The sequence below is a fragment of the Shewanella sp. KX20019 genome (genome assembly GCF_016757755.1).
Classification (GTDB): Bacteria; Pseudomonadota; Gammaproteobacteria; order Enterobacterales; family Shewanellaceae; genus Shewanella.
Map to the genome: position 1 here is coordinate 1,028,713 of NZ_CP068437.1, position 18,240 is coordinate 1,046,952.

General features: G+C 44.9%; 16 protein-coding genes and 1 pseudogene. 7 read left to right on the forward strand and 10 right to left on the reverse strand.

Annotated features, from left to right (window positions below; all coding sequences use genetic code 11):
• Positions 1-100 precede the first annotated feature (100 nt).
• Entirely contained in the window at positions 101-280 is a 180-nt protein-coding gene (locus JK628_RS04455; protein WP_202288071.1) for a hypothetical protein, read from the forward strand.
• Between the two features lie 66 nt (positions 281-346).
• Here JK628_RS04455 and JK628_RS04460 read toward each other — a convergent pair whose 3' ends face one another.
• From JK628_RS04460 to JK628_RS04480, 5 genes are all read right to left on the reverse strand, one after another.
• Positions 347-691 carry a DUF3634 family protein gene (locus JK628_RS04460; RefSeq protein WP_202288072.1) on the reverse strand — a complete coding sequence of 115 codons (345 nt, stop codon included), beginning with the start codon at positions 689-691 and terminating at the stop codon, positions 347-349.
• Positions 692-1,085: 394 nt separating this feature from the next.
• Positions 1,086-1,808, reverse strand: coding sequence for a TorF family putative porin (locus JK628_RS04465; protein WP_202288073.1), 723 nt, complete (start codon positions 1,806-1,808; stop codon positions 1,086-1,088).
• Between the two features lie 123 nt (positions 1,809-1,931).
• Positions 1,932-2,303, reverse strand: a complete 372-nt coding sequence (locus JK628_RS04470) for a cupin domain-containing protein (protein WP_202288074.1) — start codon at positions 2,301-2,303, stop codon at positions 1,932-1,934.
• A 66-nt stretch (positions 2,304-2,369) separates the two neighbouring features.
• The gene (locus tag JK628_RS04475) at positions 2,370-3,863 is read right to left on the reverse strand and encodes a CoA-acylating methylmalonate-semialdehyde dehydrogenase (protein ID WP_202288075.1); all 1,494 of its coding nucleotides are present in this window, start codon (positions 3,861-3,863) and stop codon (positions 2,370-2,372) included.
• A gap of 119 nt (positions 3,864-3,982) precedes the next feature.
• Positions 3,983-5,323: an aspartate aminotransferase family protein gene (locus tag JK628_RS04480; RefSeq protein ID WP_202288076.1), complete on the reverse strand. Its 1,341-nt coding sequence runs from the start codon at positions 5,321-5,323 to the stop codon at positions 3,983-3,985.
• A 283-nt stretch (positions 5,324-5,606) separates the two neighbouring features.
• Between JK628_RS04480 and JK628_RS04485 the strand changes: the two genes are divergently transcribed.
• Positions 5,607-7,106, forward strand: a complete 1,500-nt coding sequence (locus tag JK628_RS04485; RefSeq protein ID WP_202288077.1) for an aldehyde dehydrogenase — start codon at positions 5,607-5,609, stop codon at positions 7,104-7,106.
• Positions 7,107-7,189: 83 nt separating this feature from the next.
• Here JK628_RS04485 and JK628_RS23255 read toward each other — a convergent pair.
• Positions 7,190-7,384 (reverse strand): annotated as a pseudogene (locus tag JK628_RS23255) (hypothetical protein); the annotation flags it as partial.
• 219 nt (positions 7,385-7,603) lie between these two features.
• Here JK628_RS23255 and JK628_RS04490 point away from each other — a divergent pair.
• Complete coding sequence (locus tag JK628_RS04490) at positions 7,604-8,023, forward strand: hypothetical protein (RefSeq protein WP_202288078.1); 420 nt, start codon at positions 7,604-7,606, stop codon at positions 8,021-8,023.
• A 101-nt stretch (positions 8,024-8,124) separates the two neighbouring features.
• Here the strand turns inward: JK628_RS04490 and JK628_RS04495 are convergent, their stop codons facing one another.
• Both JK628_RS04495 and JK628_RS04500 read right to left on the reverse strand, forming a co-directional pair.
• On the reverse strand, positions 8,125-10,176 hold the full coding sequence (locus tag JK628_RS04495) for an alkyl/aryl-sulfatase (RefSeq protein WP_202288079.1): 2,052 nt from the start codon (positions 10,174-10,176) through the stop codon (positions 8,125-8,127).
• Positions 10,177-10,238: 62 nt separating this feature from the next.
• Positions 10,239-11,291: an AraC family transcriptional regulator gene (locus JK628_RS04500; RefSeq protein ID WP_202288080.1), complete on the reverse strand. Its 1,053-nt coding sequence runs from the start codon at positions 11,289-11,291 to the stop codon at positions 10,239-10,241.
• Positions 11,292-11,458: 167 nt separating this feature from the next.
• Between JK628_RS04500 and JK628_RS04505 the strand changes: the two genes are divergently transcribed.
• From JK628_RS04505 to JK628_RS04515, 3 genes are all read left to right on the forward strand, one after another.
• Complete coding sequence (locus tag JK628_RS04505) at positions 11,459-11,962, forward strand: GNAT family N-acetyltransferase (protein WP_202288081.1); 504 nt, start codon at positions 11,459-11,461, stop codon at positions 11,960-11,962.
• Between the two features lie 219 nt (positions 11,963-12,181).
• Positions 12,182-14,116, forward strand: a complete 1,935-nt coding sequence (locus JK628_RS04510) for an alpha/beta hydrolase family protein (RefSeq protein ID WP_202288082.1) — start codon at positions 12,182-12,184, stop codon at positions 14,114-14,116.
• A 313-nt stretch (positions 14,117-14,429) separates the two neighbouring features.
• Positions 14,430-14,843: a GNAT family N-acetyltransferase gene (locus tag JK628_RS04515; protein ID WP_202289711.1), complete on the forward strand. Its 414-nt coding sequence runs from the start codon at positions 14,430-14,432 to the stop codon at positions 14,841-14,843.
• Positions 14,844-14,911: 68 nt separating this feature from the next.
• Here the strand turns inward: JK628_RS04515 and sigZ are convergent, their stop codons facing one another.
• Positions 14,912-15,454 (reverse strand): RNA polymerase sigma factor SigZ, encoded by a 543-nt coding sequence (gene sigZ, locus JK628_RS04520; RefSeq protein ID WP_202288083.1) that lies wholly within the window; start codon positions 15,452-15,454, stop codon positions 14,912-14,914.
• A 237-nt stretch (positions 15,455-15,691) separates the two neighbouring features.
• Positions 15,692-16,999, reverse strand: a complete 1,308-nt coding sequence (locus JK628_RS04525; protein WP_202288084.1) for an NAD(P)/FAD-dependent oxidoreductase — start codon at positions 16,997-16,999, stop codon at positions 15,692-15,694.
• Positions 17,000-17,247: 248 nt separating this feature from the next.
• Between JK628_RS04525 and JK628_RS04530 the strand changes: the two genes are divergently transcribed.
• Positions 17,248-17,796 carry a cupin domain-containing protein gene (locus tag JK628_RS04530; protein WP_202288085.1) on the forward strand — a complete coding sequence of 183 codons (549 nt, stop codon included), beginning with the start codon at positions 17,248-17,250 and terminating at the stop codon, positions 17,794-17,796.
• The last annotated feature ends 444 nt before the right edge of the window (positions 17,797-18,240 follow it).

Sequence of the window (18,240 nt, forward strand, 5' to 3'; positions counted from 1 at the left end):
AAATGGTCTGGCGTCAATAACTCACAGAACAAGGCTAACTTTCTGTAAAAAACTCCTTTATGCTAAGCCACTAAACTATTTTTTATTAAAAGGGATTTTCATGAAAATTTTAGCTATTTTATCAGTGCTTTTTACCTTATCTGCATGTGGTTCAAGTGCCCGCTACTCTGTATCAGCGAGTTCAGATGAGGATATTATGGGCTCGAGACAGACGCCAATGATAAAGGATAATACGCCGATCATTAATGTTGAAAAGATCAAAAAAGCTGAAGACAAGTAATTGGCTGCTAAAACAAAATAACAGAGCGTAAATAACATTTACGCTCTGTTGTCTGATTAACTGAAGTTAAGAGGTTTTACGGCTATTATCGACCTGCTTTTTGTCATAGTACTCAAACGGGAACATATTTCTGATCCTTTGAGTGATGTCATCGCTGACATTCGCCGATATATGCAGCCTGACCCCACCAAGTTTTTCCGCTCTAACGGTACAGGTGAGTTTGTTGGATTTGGCTATGGCGCGGCACTCTTTTTCAAACTTTTCTGGGATCTTGCCTTTATGTGAATTAAGTCGCCCCTCTTTGAAGTGCATCTCAAATACAGTCAATCCCTTCTTACCGCTGAAAATTAATTTGTAGGCTAGAAAAACACCGATAGCAATAACAGCGATTTTAAGTAGCGTTGGAGTCATATTTATTCCTTTTGCTTTAGTCCGATAGTTAAATCGTGAGCCCTAGCCCTAAGATACTCTGGCTAGCGTTGTTTTTAAAGTGACTAGAGCACAGTTTGCCAAGATTTGTAACTTTCAATCAACAGGATATATTCTAGAGCGCCAAGGAGTTATGAGTAGCAAATATTTTTCAGTAAAGGGCGACAATATGAGCATTTCCAACGGATAAAGGTAGCTCGACCGATTACCGTTGGCGAAGTTATTTTAATGCCAAAGCTAGGGTAGCTGAAGCTCCTAAGCTGACCTCGCGAGTTAAGTGCGAAAACGTCAACTGCAGTTGACTTGCTGTCCCACAAAAAAAACCGCCAATTGGCGGTTTTTTTTGTGGCGGGAAACCAGGTCTGCAATAAACGGCTTAGAAAGCGTAACTTGCTGATGCTAGAACAGTACCGTCATTTCTCCAAGGCTCTGAAGAGTCGATAATATTGTCGCTACTCAAGTTAGTGTCTAACCATGCTAGAGATAAGCCAACACCGCCCAACTCTGTCGAGATGCCAATCGAGTAATCAGCATAGTCTTCGCCCCAATCATAGTCAGCACCGTCGCCATAGCTATAGCCTACGTGGGCATCAATGCTCCAGTTTTCAGCAATTTCATAAGAGTAGTTAAGCTCGGTGTAGTTAAGTGACACATCGGCATTAGCGTAGTCGTTGGTGTACCACTGTGCTAGATGAAAATCAGCAAAGTAAAGACCAACAGAAGCCTCTAAATACTGGCTACTTTCATCTTGTCCTGGGTAGGTGTAATAAGTCAAAGTAACATCGTACTCTACTGCTTCATCTTCGCCAAAAGCGCCTGCGTAACCAGCATAGATATCGATTTCGACATCTGCATCGTAGCTGTCATCATCTACGTTACTTGCCCATGCACCTAGAAAAAAGCCACTTTCCATGCTGAAATCGACACCGCCTTGCACTGCAAACTCACCGGCTGTTTGTGATACACCGCGAAAGCGGTAATCATTGGTGACGCTGATTTCGCCTGACACTTCAGCTTGAACCAAAGGTGCAATTAGCGCTGTTGATAAGGTAAGACCGACAACTAGGGCAATCCGTTTTTTATTGAATTTTTTATACACGGTAGTATCTCCATTTTACTATGTTGACTTAGATGCTGTGTTTTTATGTTTTAAGCATCTTTCGGTTTGCCAAACAGCAGCGTTCGCTACGACCTCATGGCTAAATAATGACTTTAAATTCCGTTACGGCTGATTGGAGTCAAAAATCACGTATACTTTGCGGCAGTTCTCAAGTACCTCCCAGGTACCTGTAAATCCTGCCGGGATGACAAATCTATCTCCAGTTTTTACGGTAGTTTGATTACCATCACTGTCAGTGATGACACTGGCTCCCGATAGAATTTCGCAATATTCATGTTCGCTATAGTTGACCTTCCAACTGCCAATATCACCTTGCCAAACACCGCTGTGGAATTGGTCGCAGTCACTAGAATAGTGATTCTGTAACTGCTGCTCAGGATCACCTTGCAATACTTTGTTAGCATCGAGTTTGTAGCGCTCAACAGCAGTATTGATTGCAGCAAAATCAATGATTGAATCGATTCCTATCGTCATTGGGCTATCCATTTTATCTTTATATTTAAACGGCAAAATGCGCAGTGTTAACTGCGCATCTAGCGGCTATTTCATTGTTGGCATGACAAACTCAGCTTTTGATTGCTTACTTGCCTGAGGCCAGCGGGCGGTGATTGCTTTGCGTTTGGTGTAAAAGCGCACTCCATCTGGACCATGCATATGCAATGGCCCAAATAGTGAGCGTTTCCAGCCGCCAAAACTGTGGAATGCCATCGGCACGGGAATGGGCACGTTTACGCCAACCATACCCACTTGGACGTGGTGGCAGAAATGGCGCGCAGCTTCACCGCTTTGGGTAAAGATGGCGGTGCCGTTACCAAACTCATGGTCGTTGATGAGTTGTAATGCTTCGGCGTAATCTTTAACGCGTACAATGGCAAGTACCGGCCCAAAAATCTCCTCTTTGTAGATCGTCATCTCAGGCGTGACATGGTCAAACAAGCAGCCACCTAAGAAGTAACCTTGTTCATGATCGGTAACGGTTAATTGGCGACCGTCGGCAAGTAGCTTGGCGCCTTCGTTGACGCCGGTTTCAACATAATGAGTGACTTTTTCTAAATGCTGCGCCGAGATCAGTGGCCCCATGTCCATCTCTGGGGTCACGCCGTTACCGACTTTTAGCGACTTGATTTGCGGTAGTAGCTTTTCAACTAAAGCATCACCAGAATCACCCACGGCAAGTACTACCGATATCGCCATGCAGCGCTCACCAGCACTGCCGTATGCAGCGCCCATTAGCGCACCAACAGCTTGATCTAAGTCAGCATCTGGCATCAGCACCATATGGTTTTTAGCGCCGCCTAGCGCCTGCACGCGTTTGCCATGTGCCGACGCAGTTGCGTAAATATATTCTGCAATCGGGGTTGAACCTACAAAGCTCACCGCATGGACATCTTTGTGGGTAAGTAGGGTATCTACCGCTTCCTTATCACCGTTAACAACGTTAAATACGCCATCAGGTAAGCCCGCTTCAGTGAGCAGTTCAGCCATACGCATAACCGAGCTTGGATCTTTTTCTGATGGCTTCATGATAAAGCTATTACCGCAGGCAATCGCGATAGGGAACATCCACATGGGCACCATCACTGGGAAGTTAAATGGAGCAATACCCGCCACGACGCCCAATGACTGGTTAAGGGTCCATGCATCTACGCCGCCGCCGACTTGCTCGGTGTGCTCGCCTTTTAGTAGATGTGGAATGCCACAAGCAAACTCGACCACTTCGAGGCCGCGGATAATTTCGCCTTTGGCATCATCAAGAACTTTGCCATGTTCGCGGGTGATTAGTTCCGCCATCTCGTCCATATTGGCTTCGACTAGTGCTTTGAATCTAAACAGTACCCGCGAGCGGTTTAGCGGCGTGACTTTAGACCAAGATTCATGGGCCTTTTTGGCGATTTCAATCGCGCTTGCAACATCAACAGCACTGGCTAAAGAAACGGCTGCGCGTTGCTCACCTGTAGCGGGTTCGAATATCGCTTGTGTACGTTGGCTAGGCGATGTGTGGCCGCCATTGATGTAATGGTTAATCGTGTGCATAACGCAAAATCCTAATTCAATTTCCCTGCTGGGAGCCAATGGTGTTAATGGGTATCAATGGATCTGCCTATCACATCTGTCGCTTAAACTTAACTGACAAAACGCAGTAGGCAGAAGGATTAACCAACAGCGGTAATCGCATCCGATAAGGTGTTAATAATGGTATCTATCTGTTGTTTATCGATAATTAAAGGCGGAGATATCGCAATAATATCGCCCGTTGCGCGCACTAATGTGCCGTTGGCAAAGCATTGCTCAAATATACCAAAGCCACGCTTGCCAGCCCCTTTGTCACTGGGAGAAAATTGAATACCGCCGACCAAGCCTGTGTTACGAATATCAATCACATTCGGTAAACCTTTTAAGCTATGCACAGCCTCTTCAAAGTAGCCTTCAAGTTCGCGGCTACGCTCAAACAGCTTTTCATTTTGGTAGATATTGAGGGTGGCTAAGGCTGCAGCTGCCGCGACAGGGTGACCGGAGTAGGTGTAACCATGAAACAGTTCAATAGCATTTTCAGGCCCCTGCATGCAGGTGTCGTAAATCTTGTCGTCAACCAATACCGCGCCCATAGGGATGGCACCATTATTAAGTGCCTTAGCGGTAGTGATCATATCGGGAGTCACTCCCCAACGTTGGCTGGCAAATGCGTCCCCCACACGGCCAAAACCGGTAATCACTTCATCGAAAATCAATAATATGCCGTACTTGTTAGTGATTTCACGTAGCTTTTGTAGATAGCCTTCTGGTGGCAAGATAACGCCAGCAGAGCCAGACATAGGTTCAACAATAACCGCCGCTATATTCTCGCTACCATGCAGGGCAACAAGCTGCTCAAGTGCTTCGGCCTTTTCTGCACCGGTTTTAGGCATGCCGCGACAAAACGCGTTCTGCTGCATATCTAATGTATGGGGAAGGTGATCAACACCTTGCAGTAGCTGTTGATTAAATGTCTTACGGTTATTACCAATACCGCCCACCGAAATACCACCAAAGCCGACGCCATGGTAGCCTAGCTCACGGCCGATAAAACGGGTTCGAGTCGCTTGACCATTGGCACGATGATAGGTGAGTGCGATTTTAAGTGCGCTATCGACAGACTCAGAACCTGAATTAGTAAAGAAAACTTTATTAAGACCTTCGGGGCTTATCTGCGCTAGGCGTTCAGCGAGTTCAAAGGCAAGTGGGTGACCCATCTGAAAAGAGGGAGCGAAGTCCATCTCGTGGATCTGTTTAGAAACAGCTTCAGAGATCTCTTTGCGTCCATGACCGGCATTGCAGCACCATAATCCTGCAGTACCATCTAATATGGGGCGACCAGCGGTGTCTCTATAGTACATGCCTTCGGCATGAGCCAACATTCTAGGATTAGACTTAAATTGTCTATTGGCCGTAAAAGGCATCCAGTAATTTGATAAAGACGGTGTTTCGCTGTGGTGGGGCGTCTGAGAATCTGCCATATCATCTACCTTGATTCAGTTTAATTATTGTTGTTTTTTTAGTAAGTGTTTCTTTTTTAATCGAGCGATTGATATTTGCTATGCTATGTCAGAAATAATGAACATGAAAGCTTTTTGTGCATTTATTTATAGCAAAAATGAACTTTTTGTAAAATATATTGAAATTTAGGGGCGGATAAGCGTAATCTTGCTCAACACCTTATTGCGGTCACTTGTTATTTATAGGCAAAAAGGCCGCATTTAAAGCGATTCTAATAATTAAATACAGCGTTAAGAGGTCATCATGAGCACACCAGAAAGTCGCAGTCAGTGGCAAGCACTCGCAGATACAATGTCTATTAATGGCGCAGCCTTTATTGCAGGCGAATATGTTGAGTCACAATCTAAAGCCACCTTTGACTGCATCAGCCCTATCGACGGAAAAGTACTCGTTAAAGTGGCAAGCTGCGATGAGGCTGACGCCAATATTGCCGTCAGCAATGCCAGAGAAACATTTGAAAGTGGTGTGTGGGCACATCTGCCTCCTGTCAAACGCAAGCAAGTCATGATTCGCTTCGCTGACCTGCTGGAAGAAAATGTTGATGAGTTAGCGCTGCTTGAAACCTTGGATATGGGTAAACCTATTCAATATTCCCGAGCGGTCGATGTTGCCGGTGCGGCTCGCGCGATTCGCTGGTCAGGTGAAGCGATAGATAAAATTTATGATGAGATAGCACCTACTGCACACAACGAGATTGGCATGATCACCCGTGAGCCAGTGGGTGTTGTTGCGGCTATTGTGCCGTGGAACTTTCCGTTATTAATGGCCTGTTGGAAACTTGGGCCGGCATTGGCAACGGGTAACAGCGTGGTACTAAAGCCATCAGAGAAGTCACCTTTAACCGCAATTCGTATGGCGCAATTGGCCATCGAAGCGGGCATCCCAAAGGGCGTGCTAAACGTACTGCCAGGTTTTGGTCACACTGTGGGTAAGGCGCTGGCACTGCATATGGATGTCGATACCTTGGTGTTTACCGGTTCAACCAAGATTGCCAAGCAGCTAATGGTCTACGCTGGCGAATCAAACATGAAGCGTGTTTGGTTAGAAGCGGGCGGTAAGAGCCCCAATATTGTCTTTAACGACGCGCCCGATCTAAAGAAGGCGGCCCAAGCAGCAGCTTGTGCGATAGCCTTTAACCAAGGCGAAGTGTGCACCGCGGGTTCTCGTTTGTTAGTGGAAGCGGGCGTAAAAGATGAGTTGATAGGTCTAATTGCAGAAGAGTTACAAAACTGGCAGCCTGGCCACCCACTGGATCCTAACACCACCTCTGGCGCCGTGGTTGATAAGCAGCAACTGGATAACGTATTAGGTTACATTCAATCAGGTAAAGATGAAGGGGCTGCGCTCAACTTTGGTGGACGCCAAGTGATGCAAGATTCTGGTGGCGTCTATATTGAGCCGACTATCTTCTCTGACGTTGATAACAAGATGACTATCGCTAAAGAGGAGATCTTTGGCCCGGTATTATCGGTGATCACCTTTGATGGTATGCAGCAAGCCATTGAGATTGCTAACGACAGCATCTACGGTTTAGCGGCAGGTGTTTGGACTGCCGATATCAGCAAGGCGCACAAAACAGCAAAAGCACTGCGTAGCGGTATGGTGTGGATTAACCATTATGATGGTGGCGATATGACCGCACCTTTCGGTGGCTATAAACAGTCGGGTAATGGCCGTGATAAATCACTGCATGCTTTTGACAAATACACTGAAATTAAAGCCACTTGGATTTCGCTGGATTAAATGGTTATTAGTTTTGCGATAGCTTTGAGATAGTTTTGCCACTTTTCCGCAAGCCAGCCATCATAATGGCTGGCTTTTCAATTGTTGGTGCTCATCACTGAGTATGCTGCAACATCAATGGAAAATATCTCGGTATACTTCAATATTTGTGTCTCTACCCAAGCTCGACGGTGGTCGTAATTTTTGCCTGTGTACTTGTCATCAGCGCACAGGAAGGCACGCCGAACTACGCGGCTACAGCAATGGTAATAAGGGTTCGTCTTGGCCTTGGCATACAACCTCCTTGTTAAATGCTCTTTCAAAGTTTGTCGGAGGTTGCTCTTGATGCCATTAACTATGGCTGGCACTATTTAGCTTATTTACTGTGCTAATTTGAACTATTAATGGCTGGCTATTGTTTTAGTGACACAGCCCACTATTCAAAAGATAAAACTAATGTAACATCTGTTCCATAAGAAAAATCTTATTTAACAGGACGTTCAAGGGGGACGTAACAGATGTTTATGATTGAGTTAAATGGTACCGGCTGGAGATATTGGCTGGTAACCGCTGCACTGCTTACCTACGGAGTTGTCGTTGATCCCATAGGTTTTGTGCTTGCCATAGCCCTTACCTTGGTTCATCTGCTTCACTTTGTCATTATGAAACGAAGTGTTACCGCATTTCCCATACAGGTTCGATTTTGGTATTTGTCGCTGCTGTTACTGGCGCAGGTCGAGGGGCTTGGGTGGATATATTGGATCCCGGCAATAGGCACCTGGGCTCAGGTACTCTTTGGCTACTGCGCCATGGCGCGCTTCGTTTCACTGCTCCCCTGGAACAGCTGTGAGCGTTTTTCGTTTTCCCTGGTCAGTCGAACAATTCTTGCCCGACCCGTAAAAGGAAGCATCAAACAAAATATTGTCGCTCAAAAATAATAGATGCTTAGAATAAATATGGACAGGCATAGTGAATGATGAAGCGGCTAGCCCATAGCATCTAAGCTATGGGCTAGCCGCTTAACGTGAAACCTGCAACTCTATGGCGTGACGATATTAAACACCCCTTTAGGCTTATCCAGTTTCGAGAAGAAACTGGCCAAATCAATTTTACTACCCTCGATCTCTAGATCGTCTGAGAACAGCAGATCGGATACCCCAGCGCTGCCGATAATCAGGTCGATAAACAACTCATGGCTGATGTTGAGAGTGGCGTTAGCCGAGGCTGACTTTGGGGCCAATTTGTGGTGTAACACGGCATTTTTAAGTGTGAGCACGTAATTTTTATCAAGGTCGGTGAAGTTGATATTAAGCTCAAAATTCTCGCCGAATGCCTCTGGGCCAATCACCCTAGATGCCATCGATTGCAGGAAGTTCTCGATTGGTGAACGCAGTAAGATCTGTTTCATTGACGCTAGGTCAATCCCCTTTTCTGGGCTGCCGTGGCGTAGCTCATAGGCGGCGCTAAGGTACACATCACGCCAAGGGGCTGATTCGGCTTGATAGCCGAGCTGATCATAGCTGCTCGCCAGCAACTCTTTGGCGCGGCTGTTGCCGTTATCAGTCACCACAAGGTGATTGATGAGTTCTGCCGCCCAGCGGTACTCTCCATTCGCTATGGCTATTTCAGTTTGCTTTATGACCTTGTCTGCACCGCCCATCAACTCGACATATTTCTGTGCAGAATCTACAGCTGGTAGTGGATCTAAATGAACCGGGTTGGCGTCATACCAGCCCAAATAGGCTTGATAAACGGCTTTAGCATTGTGTTTAGCGGTACCGTAATAACCGCGACTGGCAAAGGTGTTGGCCAATGTTGGGGGCATCTCAATGGCTTCTGCAATTTCTGCTGGCGTGAGTCCGGCATTCAGCATTCGCACCGATTGATCGTGGATGTATTTATAAGTATCACGTTGAGTTTCTAAAAAATGATTGATGGGCTCTTGCCCCCAAATTGGCCAGTGGTGGCTACCAAAATACACTTTGGTACCGCGCTGTGCGTTGAGGGCTTTATCAATCGAGCGACTCCATGTGAGTGCATCACGCACCTTGGCACCGCGCAGTGTATAGAGGTTATGCATATTCTTCGACACTAATTCTGCGCCGCAGTACGCCTGCTGCTCTGGCAAGTAAAAGGTAAACTCGGCAGGCGCTTCGGAGCCTGAGACGATTTGAAACTCAAAAGCAACACCATCAATCAGCTGAGTTTTATCTTGAGCAATAATCGTGGTCGGGCTTAAGATCCCGAACTGACCAAAAGCGGGCTCCTTACCTAAGCCTGAATCTATGTGTCCTCGTGGCGAGCGTGGTAACTGCTTGCCATACATGTACATGGCGCGTCGACTCATGGCGGTTCCAGCCATCACGTTTTCGCTGGTGGCCTCATGCATAAAACCAGCGGGGGCAATAATGTCTATGTTTTCTACAGAGTTGTTATCCAGCGGACTGTTATCTAGCGAAAAGTTTTCAAGTAAGCCCAACGCGCCGCCAAAATGATCCATATGACTGTGGGTAAATAGAATTGCGCTTATAGGCCGCTCTCCTAACTGCTGCTTGAGAAACTCAAATGCTGTTTTGGCGGTTTCTGCAGTGGTAAGCGGATCGACAACTATCCAGCCGGTTTTACCGGAAATCACCGTCATATTAGCGAGATCAAATCCACGCAGCTGGTAAACTCCAGTGGTGACTTCGAACAAACCATCGATATTATTCAGTGTTGCTTGTCGCCAAAGGCTGGGGTTAACGCTATCGGGTGCATCTCCCTTAATGAAGTCATAGCTGCTTCTGTCCCAGATTTTTTTACCTTGTTTATCAACAACAATTAACTCAGCCATTTTGGCGATAAAACCACGTTTGGCATCTTTAAAGTCTTGTTTGTCAGCAAACGGCAGCTCGGTTAACAGGGCATTATTGGCGTCGATAGTGTGCGTGCTTGCAGGGGTAAATCCATAGTCATCTGTAGCTTGATCTTGAGTCCCCGTCTGACTTGGTTGACAACCGAGTAGCAATATCGCGGCTAAGCTGCCAAAAAGTAACTGTTGCCCAGTCGATCTGAGCTTATAGGAGAGCGTGGCTAAGGTGTTCGTTGGCATCGGTGGCACTCACTGGTTAACTGTTAACAATTACCGATAAGTTATTACAAGTTGGTAACTGGTTAGTTATCATTTTTCGCCAATGATATTACTGGCTTCAAATTAGTGCTGCAACGCTGGCGGTAATCTGATGGACTGATCCCCTGCCAAGTATGGAAAAAACGACTGAAATTGCTCACGCTGCTATAACCGAGCGTATCTGATAAGATGCTGATTGGCATTTGCGTATTAGCGAGGTAATGGTGTGCTAGTTCTTGCCGTTTTAGCTTCAATAGTGCCCTAAATCCAGTACCTTCAAGCTGCAGGTAACGGCTTAAACTGCGCTCGCTGATATTGTACATTTGCGCAATTTTTAGTGCAGTGGGCTCTTCGTTCACCAATAATGCATGGATCCCTTGACTGGTTTTCTCCTGCCAATTTAGTGCCTGCATCTTATCCAAATATTGTCTTACAGCCTTTTCATTGTGTTGAGCTAATAACGGATCTTTACTGATCACTGTTTGCTCAAGCATGGTGCGATCCATCCACATGCAATTATCTGTTGCGGCGAGTACTACAGGGCAATCAAAGCAATCATTCCAAGGCTGTTGTGATTTTGGTGCGGGCCTAATCAACTCTACTTTTCGCACAAAATCGCTATGACCAATCATCTGTTTACCGTGCAACATCAAGCTTGAGAAAAAGGCATCGATGGCTAAATCACTAATCTCTACGCCATTGAGCGGGATAATCGTAAAGCCGAGCAACTGCGGCGTCCGCTGCAGGCTAATAACGGCAGAGTTACTGACCAGTGCAGAATAATCGGGAAGGGTTTCGAAGGCTTGCGCTAGGGTATCGCAGCTCATCATCAGTGCCCCTAAGGCGCGAAAATTGATTGGGTAAGCATATTGGCCGACCGTTAACCCAAAGGCCAATGAGCCAGATGCACGCTCTGCCGCTTGCCAAAGCTGGGTCATTTTATCAATGGCGACCCGGGAGTCGGGCTCTGCCTCCAATTGAGGCAGGCTCAATCCAACCTCACTAAATACGCTGCAGGCGTCAATATTATTCGCACTGAGTGCACGGGCGATAGCTAAAGACCAAGCGGCAATGGTACTGTATTTTGGAGTCGTCAAAGATACCTACTCAAATATGCTCAGTGAATGTGGCTTGCATGATACTACTTACTTGATGTTGTGGTCATTGTAGCGCCAAATTATAGGCAATGGATATGGCTGTTAATCGGCCTGTTATGTAGGCTGTTGTAACGACAGTTAATTGTAAGTGGGAGTATTAAATAGCTGTGGCAAATATAGAAATACAGGTGCTGAGGCCGCAAGATTGGCATAAATATAAAGGGTTACGACTGGCATCGTTACAAGACGCTCCAGATGCGTTCGGCTCAACCTATCAAAAAGAGGTTAATTTTGCTGAAGCTCAATGGCGTGTTCGCCTGGATGTAGAGCCGCAATCAAAATCCATATTGCCGCTAGTCGCAACAAGCGATGGTGTGGCTGTGGGGTTGGCCTTTGGAATGCGCCATAATCCGAATGATCAAACAATTCATGTGTATCAGATGTGGGTTGCTAAAAGTGCACGTGGTTATGGCATAGGTCAATTACTGCTGCAAAAAATAATTGATTGGGCTGTATCATTGGATGCCGACTTTGTGTCACTTGAAGTTACAGTGACCAATTTTGCCGCAGTGAAGCTATATCAGGCTATGGGTTTCAAAGCCGAACTAGCACTTGCGCCTTTGCGTGAGGGCTCCACAATAATGGTTCAGACCATGAGCTACAAAATATAATTCAAGTCTTAGTTATCAATTTACCCCATCAGATTTAAATGGCTATTGTGTGTGTTTTAAGTTCAGAGCCATTATTAATGCCCTGCATTGTTATTTCCAGCTTAGAGGGGAATTAGTACATTAGTTTTTTTCGTTGAAGCAAAATTGATTATGTTGCTAATATGCGGCCTGTAGATTTAAGTAACATAAAATCAACATTGCATAATGGATTATGAACATATGGATAAGTGGATAAAAATACTGGCATTGCTTCTTACTTTGCCCTTGCCCTGTATGGCTGCAACAAGCACTATACCCGTCGAAAGCTTTTCGAATCTCAGAATGATTGAATCGCCACAAGTCTCGCCAAATGGTAAATCCATTGTCGCCATTTACAATACTGAAAATGGTCCACTAGTGGTTCTGTCTGCATTTGGCTCAAAAGAAATAACTGGGTTAGCACAGCTCAAAAAAGCCAAAGATAGGGTCGACTTCGTAAGTTGGTCGGGCAATGAACATGTCATTATTGGCACCAGTTATCCCGATTATTACAACGGAATGTATTTTCGTGTATCAAGGCTTTATGGTATTAACGTTAAGAATAAAAAGGTAAGGGAACTGATTCATAAACGCATGAGCAAAGAAAGTTTTCATGTTGTGCAATCCTACCAGCTAACGTCAACGCTAAAACATGATGCCGAGCATATTCTTGTCAGTACTTATGATAAAAGAGACAAGGCATATAGCGTATTTAAAGTTGACCTTACTGACGGCAGCTTTGAAAAAGAGTTTGCGAATCGATATGAAGTAGGTGCTTGGTATCCCGATGCTGATGGCGTTATTCGCTTGGGTATTGGCGGTGAGAAAGAGAAAGGACTATTTCAAGAGAAAGGTCACTTTATTAGTACCTGGTATCGAACCAATGAAGATGAAATATTTACTTTATTGCACAAGAAAAAGATGGGTGAGGGAGCGACCTTTAGTGTTAAAGGGCTGACAGATGATGGTAGTAAGGCCTATGTCATGAGTGATAGAGAAACTGGCCGTCAAAGTTTGTGGCTTTACGATATCGCGAGTGGCAAATTTGAATCAAAGCTATTTGGTCACGAAAAATTCGATCTAAATGGAACGGTTAAAAATTCTGCAGGGAACATTGTTGGCGTTGCCTGGGATGATGATTTTGAAAGGCGTCATTATTTTGATGAGCAAGACAGCCAACATTTTGAAAGTATAAAATCGGCACTTAAGGGTTATGAGGTTTACATTGCCAGTGAAAGCAAGGATAAAACCAAGGTACTGGCTCATGCGATTAAAGATAACTCGCCAGGTAAGTACTTTTGGATAGATTTAAGCGCTAACAAGGGAGGCATGTGGTTTTCACAGTATCCTCATTTAGAAAAACAGCAGTTAGCGACCGTGCAAGCAATACAATATCCTGCAAGTGATGGTGTGATTATTCCTGCGTATTTGACACTGCCGCTTGGGTTGAAAGAGGGTGAGCGACCTGCATTAGTGGTACTGCCACATGGTGGCCCACATAGTAGAAGTACACGTTATTTCAACCCGTTAGTACAGTTGATAGTGAGTCGCGGTTATGCTGTGCTGCAGATGAATTTTAGGGGCTCAAAAGGGTTCGGTACTCAGTTTGAAACTGCTGGTTACTATCAGTGGGGCAAGCTAATGCAGCAAGATGTGATGGATGGGGTTGCTTGGCTCGACACACAAAACATAGTGTCAAAGGATGCCTGTATCGTTGGCGCAAGCTATGGTGGCTATGTGGCGCTAACGGCAGCGTTTCAAGACAGTAAGCGCTTTAAATGCGTGGCCAGTATTGCCGGGATTAGCGATCTAAAAGAGCTAGTTGAAGATGAAGAGCGTCAATCTACATATGTGGATAATATTGTAGAATTTGATGATGATGCTGCGGTCGATGCACTTGATGAAGTTTCTGCAATCGCCAATATCAGTAAAATCAAAGCACCAATACTGCTGATCCATGGCACCCGCGATACGCGTGTCGGTTATAGCCAATCGAAAGATTTCTATAATAAAGCGAAAAGTAAGCTGGATATTAATTATATAGAGTTTGAAAATGGGACACACTTTTTAGATAACCCAGATAATCGCAAGGTTGCCTATGATGAATTAAGCAAATTCTTGAACAAGCACCTTTAAGGAAGAGCAATTATGTTGGTAGATGTGTTTAGGGTATTGGTGATAAGAGTCTATTGGTAGTTGATCGTCAGGGAATTAGCCTATTCCTCTAGTAGTATGGCTGTGTGATGAACTCTCTCGTCAAGCCTAAGGAGATATCCTTGGGCTTTTTTGTACCTTGGCTGAACTCATCGATAATCATCTGCATATTGGCAATCGTTATTTACAATAGTTGTTTAGCGGGGGAGCTTTGCTGCAAGATAAATTTTAATCAATATTTCCGATAGTCGTTAATTTTTTATGAGTTGATTGGGCAATAGTATCGAGAATGAAAATTAATATAGAGGTTATTCATAGCGAAGATAAGGCCGTGTTTGATGCTTTGGTGACAGGCGTTCGTCAGCATAGATATGACAACATGGGCGATGAGGAAACCATACCATTGTCAGTTGTGGCGCGTGGTGAGGCGGGTGAGCTGATTGGGGGAGTATCCGGGCGCACTATCTACAATAACTTCTTAATTGAAGTGGTGTGGGTCGAAAAATCTGCTCGAGGTACAGGGCTTGGTCGTCGACTCATGTTGCGGGCGGAAGAGGAAGCTAAGAAAAGAGGCTGCCTAGCAGCTCAACTTGATACTTTGTCTTTTCAAGCACCGATGTTCTATCGGAAGCTGGGCTTTGAAAGTGTCGGGGTTGTACCAGGATTCCCTGGTAGCCCTGAGCGCTACTTTATGCTGAAGAAGTATTAGGCTACGAGTCACTAATTTAGGCTGTCTTCCTTGTCTATTAACGTCCTGCTCAGTCATCCTACTTTGGCCTAACAGCTAGAACAGCTTTTATTTCTCGCTTGAAAGTCTATAACGTTGCCATATTTATCGATGGAAAATTCGCAACATTCGTCAAATAAACTGTGGAGCTGTGTTCGGCTCTTTTGTACTCTCGACTTGAGCGTAGAGTACTTGATGTCATGGATTGCAGCGTACTCTTTTTGAGACATGCCATCGATTTCTATGGCGGTTAGCATGGCTGCATCATCTTCAGGTAAACGGCTAATAAAGGGGACGATGCAGGAGGAAAGCTGCTGTTGGACCTCCTCTTCAGGCTTGTTATACCAAAGGTCATTCTCGGTTAAATCCCTACCCTTAGCGCGTTGACGGTAGAAATCAATGATGCTGTTATTGGCAATTTGAAACAACCACGATTTTATTTTTTTACTGTCGTGAACGCTGCTCAAGCTATTGTAGGTCTTGATTAAAACCTCTTGTAGCAGGTCGTCAACGTCATCGGGGTTCGACACGTTACGGTGTAAAAAGGCCTTCAGGCTCGCTTGATATTCAGACCATATTTTTTCTACATCCATCGCTTTCAACTCTTACCTTTGTTTACGGACTTAATCAATAATAGCACTGTGTTATTTAGACTTATGCTTAAGCATAAATTTGATTAACGATGAGTAAGACGAATAGGGGCCAAAAAAGACGAAATTTATCTTAGTAATTTTATACAGAGGGCTGGAGGAGGCTTTAGAGAGTGCAACTAAATACGCAAAATATAAAAAGCGGACCATGTCCGCTTCTTATAGCAAAACTTATAATGGTTAAAAGATGTCTCTAAATCGATGGTAAAGCATCCCCATGGCGAGTAGTGGCGAGCGAAGGTACGGTCCACCGGGGAATGTCATATGTGGGATTTGGGCAAAAATATCAAAACGCTCTGCTTGGGTGCTGATGGCTTCGGCAATTAGTTTGGCTGCCATATGGGTTGCATTAACCCCGTGTCCAGCATAAGCCTGGGCATAGAAGACATTCTTCGCATCTGGCAAACGGCCGATTTGCGGTAGACGATTGGCACCAATGCCTATCATGCCGCCCCATTCGTAATCGATGCGCACCCCCTTTAGCTGCGGGAATACCTTTTCAAGGTTAGGTCTGAGCGCCGCTTCAATATCTTTAGGATCTTTACCTGAATATGTACACAAACCTCCAAACAGTAAACGGTTATCTTCCGATAAGTGGTAGTAGTCAAGATCGACTCTGAGATCGGCAAATGCCATATTCTTTGGAATAATGCTGTCACACTGCTCTTGGGTGAGTGGCTCGGTAGCAAGAATATAAGTGCCTGCAGGTAGCACTTTTCCGCCGATATCACTTTCAAGCTTGTGACCAAGATAGGCGTTGCCAGCAAGGACTAGATATCGGCAGTTTACTTCGCCATGAGCGGTGATCACTTTGGGTTTATCACCCTTAACTATTTTTTCTGCGGCGCTATATTCATACATTTTCACCCCTAAGCTGCGGGCGACTTTGGCTTCGCCCAAGGCTAAGTTAAGCGGGTGTAGGTGACCACTTGCCATGTCGACCAACGCGCCTTGATAAAAGTCGGAACCGACGACTTCGCCAACTTGAGATCTGTCGAGCAGGGTCATATTGTGGCCATAGCCAATCTTATTGAGGTGCTCTAAATCCTCTTCAAGCTCTTGCATATGCTTTGGCCTTATTGCCAAGTCGCAATAGCCCATCTGTAGGTTGCAGTCGATGTTATGCTCTTTTACCCGCTGCCTAACGATATCAACGGCTTCAAATCCCATCTGCTCGATGGCATTAACGCCTTCGCGGCCAATAATATTTTCAAACTGTTCTATATTATGACCAATTCCTCTAATGAGTTCCCCGCCGTTACGCCCTGAAGCGCCCCAGCCGATCCTTTTAGCTTCTAACAAGGCAACCGAGAAGCCTTTTTGAGCCAATTCTATTGCGGTATTGAGGCCACTAAAGCCGCCACCCACCACACATACGTCCACATCTAACACCTCCTCTAATCGAGGTGATTGGTGTAACTCTTTTGCTGTTGCAAAGTAGTATGAAGCTGGATATTGCTCGCTGTGCACCGGGCTTTTAGTTGACATCTTTACTCCAAATTGGTGTTTTTATTGTAAATTGGACTTGTGACCGTATACTCAAGATGATTATGGATAAATTATTTACAGATGTTCGTTATTTTTAACACGCTTTCCTGTAGAATACAAACTCGCACGACTGTATGAACAATGTTTGCTTTAATTTGCCAGTGTTGTTTTGGAGCCGAATCGGTGCGTTTTATTGTTCTGCATGTTGTTGGAGGCATAGAACGACAACTTCAATGAGGGGAAAGAGTTTGGATATTGGAGCAAACCTTAAAACGATTAGAAAATTAAAGGGCTTATCGCAGCGTGAGCTTGCTAAGCGTGCTGGCGTGACAAACAGTACCATCTCAATGATTGAGAAAAATAGTGTCAGCCCGTCTGTCAGCTCATTGAAAAAGGTCCTATCAGGCTTACCATTGTCATTGGTGGAATTTTTTTCAATAGAAGATGAGACTGTAAGTGAGCAAAAGGTGGTTTATCGTAGCGATGAACTGCTGGACATCGGCGATGGTGTTTTAGACTTTAAATTGATTGGACGAGATTTTCCTAACCGCGCAATGTCTGTCATGAGCGAGACCTATCCACCTGGTGCTGACACCGGTATAGAGATGCTCAAACATGAAGGTGAAGAAGCGGCCATGGTGATTGAGGGCAAGCTTGAATTGACTGTCGGCGAAGAGGTATTCGAGCTTTGCGAAGGTGACAGCTATTATTTTAACAGCGAGTTACCGCATCGTTTTCGCAATCCTTTTGACGCACCTTGCCGCATTGTGAGTGCTACGACTCCAGCAAACTTCTAATACTTCGTTCTATGTGATACAGCCTTAGTCGCCAGATAAGTTATCTAGTGACTAAGGCTTTTTTGTGGCCACTCTCCTCAGTTCGCGTACTTCTCGTCGTCAAGCTTGATTGTCTTGCTACCATTTGTGTAAATAATATAAAGCATTGATTCGACTTTAGTGTGAGCTCTGTCAACAACATCAAACATGCCTAAAGTGCTCAAGTAATGTTGCAATAACTTATTGATGAGTACTGTAAATATCGACAAGTAACCATAAGTCATTGTTTCTAATTGGCTTGGCTTTTTGTTTTTTGATTATTTACAATCCTTTCAGTTAACCTCTTGCCTAGTTTCAAAATTAAGTGTAGTGTGTGAAAAAACGAACATTCGGGTAGTATCTGTTCATTATTAGATATTTCGTAAATCAAGATAAAAACTATTATAAAAACCATTGAAAAAACTC

Coding starts and splice junctions, on each gene's coding strand:
- JK628_RS04455 (WP_202288071.1), top strand. CDS start 101: ATGAAAATTTTAGCTATTTTATCAGTGCTTTTTACCTTATCTGCATGT.
- JK628_RS04460 (WP_202288072.1), bottom strand. CDS start 691: ATGACTCCAACGCTACTTAAAATCGCTGTTATTGCTATCGGTGTTTTT.
- JK628_RS04470 (WP_202288074.1), bottom strand. CDS start 2,303: ATGACGATAGGAATCGATTCAATCATTGATTTTGCTGCAATCAATACT.
- JK628_RS04475 (WP_202288075.1), bottom strand. CDS start 3,863: ATGCACACGATTAACCATTACATCAATGGCGGCCACACATCGCCTAGC.
- JK628_RS04480 (WP_202288076.1), bottom strand. CDS start 5,323: ATGGCAGATTCTCAGACGCCCCACCACAGCGAAACACCGTCTTTATCA.
- JK628_RS04485 (WP_202288077.1), top strand. CDS start 5,607: ATGAGCACACCAGAAAGTCGCAGTCAGTGGCAAGCACTCGCAGATACA.
- JK628_RS04490 (WP_202288078.1), top strand. CDS start 7,604: ATGTTTATGATTGAGTTAAATGGTACCGGCTGGAGATATTGGCTGGTA.
- JK628_RS04495 (WP_202288079.1), bottom strand. CDS start 10,176: ATGCCAACGAACACCTTAGCCACGCTCTCCTATAAGCTCAGATCGACT.
- JK628_RS04510 (WP_202288082.1), top strand. CDS start 12,182: ATGGATAAGTGGATAAAAATACTGGCATTGCTTCTTACTTTGCCCTTG.
- sigZ (WP_202288083.1), bottom strand. CDS start 15,454: ATGGATGTAGAAAAAATATGGTCTGAATATCAAGCGAGCCTGAAGGCC.
- JK628_RS04525 (WP_202288084.1), bottom strand. CDS start 16,999: ATGTCAACTAAAAGCCCGGTGCACAGCGAGCAATATCCAGCTTCATAC.